Genomic DNA, 2,753 nt, shown 5'->3' with positions numbered 1-2,753 from the left:
CGGCGTGGACCGTGTGCGACAAATGGGCCGACGGCAGCGGACGCGTCGCGCTGATCCACGAAACGGACGCAAGGCGACGTTTCCCGCCTCACGTTCGACGACCTGAAGCATGCTTCTAACCGGCTCGCGAATAGCTTCGCGCGTGCCGGCCTGCGGCGCGGCGACCGGATCGGCATCTTTCTCGCGCAAGGCCCCCCGAAACGGCGATCGCACACCTGGCCGCGTACAAGTTCGGCGCGATCGCGGTACCGCTCTTCACGCTGTTCGGCGTCGATGCGCTCGAGTACCGGCTCGCGAACAGCGAGGCGGCCGCGCTCGTCACCGACGCGGCCGGTTACGCGAAGATCGCGCCGCTGCGCGCGCAACTGCCGGCGCTGCATACCGTCTACTGCATCGGCGACGATGCGCCCGACGTGCCCGGCGTGCTGCGCTACGACGCGGCGCTCGCCGCCGAGGCGCCGGATTTCGTGCCGGTGGATACGGCCGCCGACGATCCGGCGCTGATCATCTACACGTCCGGCACGACGGGCAAACCGAAGGGCGCACTGCACGCGCATCGCGTGCTGCTCGGCCACCTGCCGGGCGTCGAGATGTCTCAGCAGTGCTTCCCGCGCGACGCGCGCCTGTTCTGGACACCCGCCGACTGGGCATGGATCGGCGGCTTGCTCGACGTGCTGCTGCCGTCATGGCATCACGGCGTGCCGGTGCTCGCGCACCGCTTCGAGAAATTCGACGGCGACGCGGCGTTCGCGCTGATGGCACGGCACGGCGTCACCCACGCCTTTCTGCCGCCCACCGCGCTGAAGCTGATGCGCGCCGTCGTGACGCCGCGCGAACGCTACACGCTGGCGCTGAAATCGGTCGCGAGCGGCGGCGAATCGCTCGGCACCGAACTGACGGCGTGGGGCCGCGATGCGCTCGGCGTGACGATCAACGAGTTCTACGGGCAAACCGAATGCAACATGGTGCTGTCGTCGTGTGCGGCGCTGTTCGATGCGCAGCCCGGCGTGATCGGCAAGGCGGTGCCCGGTCATGCGGTCGCGATCGTCGATGCGCACGGCACGCCGCTGCCGCCCGGCGTCGAAGGCCGCATCGCGGTGCGCCGCCCCGACCCGGTGATGTTTCTCGAATACTGGCGCAACCCCGACGCGACGCGCGACAAGTTCGCGGGCGACTACCTGCTCACCGGCGATACGGGCACGATCGACGCCGACGGTTTCGTGCGCTTCGTCGGCCGCGACGACGACGTGATCACGAGCGCCGGTTACCGGATCGGCCCCGGCCCGATCGAGGACTGCCTGCTCACGCATCCGGCGGTGCGGATGGCCGCCGTCGTCGGCGTGCCCGACGCGACGCGCACCGAGATCGTCAAGGCGTTCGTCGTGCTGAACCCCGGCCACGTCGGCGACGCCGCGCTCGTCGGCGCGCTGCAGGCACATGTGCGCACGCGGCTCGCCGCCCACGAGTACCCGCGCGCGATCGCGTTCGTCGACAGCCTGCCGATGACCGCGACCGGCAAGATCATCCGGCGCGCGCTGCGCGACGCGTGAGCGCCCCGCTGCCGCTCGGCCCGCCCGGCCGGATGGTTTATAGTGGCGCCACGCAGTCTTTCCAAGAAACCGATGTCCTCTGATCAACACGCCGCGGGCGCGTCGCACAGCCCGCTCTACGCCAAACTCCTCGGCGAAACCGCCAAGATCGACTGGTGCGATCTCGAACGCTTCTTCGCGCAGGGCAAGCTGCTGTCGATCGCGCGCGACCTCGATCTCGTCAGCGTCGCGGAAGCGGTTGCCAGCGACGATGCCGAACAGGTCACGCGCTGGCTGTCGTCCGGCCTCGTCGCGCGCATGCCGGCCGAAACCGCCGCCGACTACGCGGCGCGCAATCCGGAGCTGTGGGCGGTCGTCGTCTCGCCGTGGGTCTGCGTGCAGGAACGCGCCTGACGCATCCGTCATGTCCGAATCCGCCTTACCGCTCGGGGCCGGCAGCGCGTCGGCCGCCGTCACGCATCGGCGCGTCCTCGCGCTCGCTTTCCCGATCGTCCTTGCGAATCTGACCCAGCCGATCCTCGGCGCCGTCGACACGGCCGTCGCCGGCCACCTCGACGGGACGCAATATCTCGGCGGTGTCGCGCTCGGCGGGCTGTTCTTCAATTTCGTGTTCTGGGGCTTCGGCTTCCTGCGGATGGGGACGACCGGCCTCGTCGCACAGGCGCATGGCGCCGGCGACGCCGCCGGAATCCGCCTGAACCTGCTGCGCGCGCTGATCGTCGCGTTCGCGCTCGGCGCCGCGGTGCTGGCGCTGCAGGTGCCGCTGCTGTCGTTCGCGCTGTCCGCGCTCGGCGGCAGCGATGCCGTCCGCGCGACGGCGCTCGCATACAGCCACGCACGGATCTGGAGCGCACCGTTCGCGCTCGCGAACTACGTGGTGCTCGGCTACCTGCTGGGCGTGCAGCGCGTCCGGCTCGCACTCGTCGCGCAGGTGTTCATCAACGCGGTGAACATCGGCGCCGTGCTGCTCTACGTGTACGGTTTCGGCTGGGGCATCGCCGGCATCGGCGCAGCGACCGCCACCGCGGACGCGTGCGGTTTCGCGCTCGGCGCGTGGATGCTGTGGCGGCTGCGGCCGCGCGGCCTTGCACCGCTCGCGGTACGCGCGCTTGCCGACCGCGTCGCGCTCAAGCGGCTGATCGCGCTCCGTAATAACTTCGTATAGCATACATTATACGAAGTTATACGACGCGAGAAGCCGGG

General features: G+C 69.9%; 1 protein-coding gene and 2 pseudogenes. All 3 read left to right on the top strand.

Annotated elements, in window-relative coordinates; genetic code table 11:
* Positions 1–1,550, top strand: a pseudogene (locus JMF90_RS32335) (acyl-CoA synthetase); the annotation flags it as partial.
* Positions 1,551–1,622: 72 nt separating this feature from the next.
* The gene (locus JMF90_RS32330; protein WP_012328256.1) at positions 1,623–1,943 is read left to right on the top strand and encodes a DUF2288 domain-containing protein; all 321 of its coding nucleotides are present in this window, start codon (positions 1,623–1,625) and stop codon (positions 1,941–1,943) included.
* A 10-nt stretch (positions 1,944–1,953) separates the two neighbouring features.
* Positions 1,954–2,706: pseudogene (locus JMF90_RS32325) on the top strand (MATE family efflux transporter); the annotation flags it as partial.
* Between the last annotated feature and the right edge of the window lie 47 nt (positions 2,707–2,753).

This window comes from Burkholderia sp. E168m23, from assembly GCF_016586125.1.
In the GTDB taxonomy this organism is placed as follows: Bacteria; Pseudomonadota; Gammaproteobacteria; order Burkholderiales; family Burkholderiaceae; genus Burkholderia; species Burkholderia orbicola.
The sequence above is the reverse complement of the archived record's forward strand: the minus strand, read 5'-3'. Positions and strand labels throughout refer to the sequence as shown.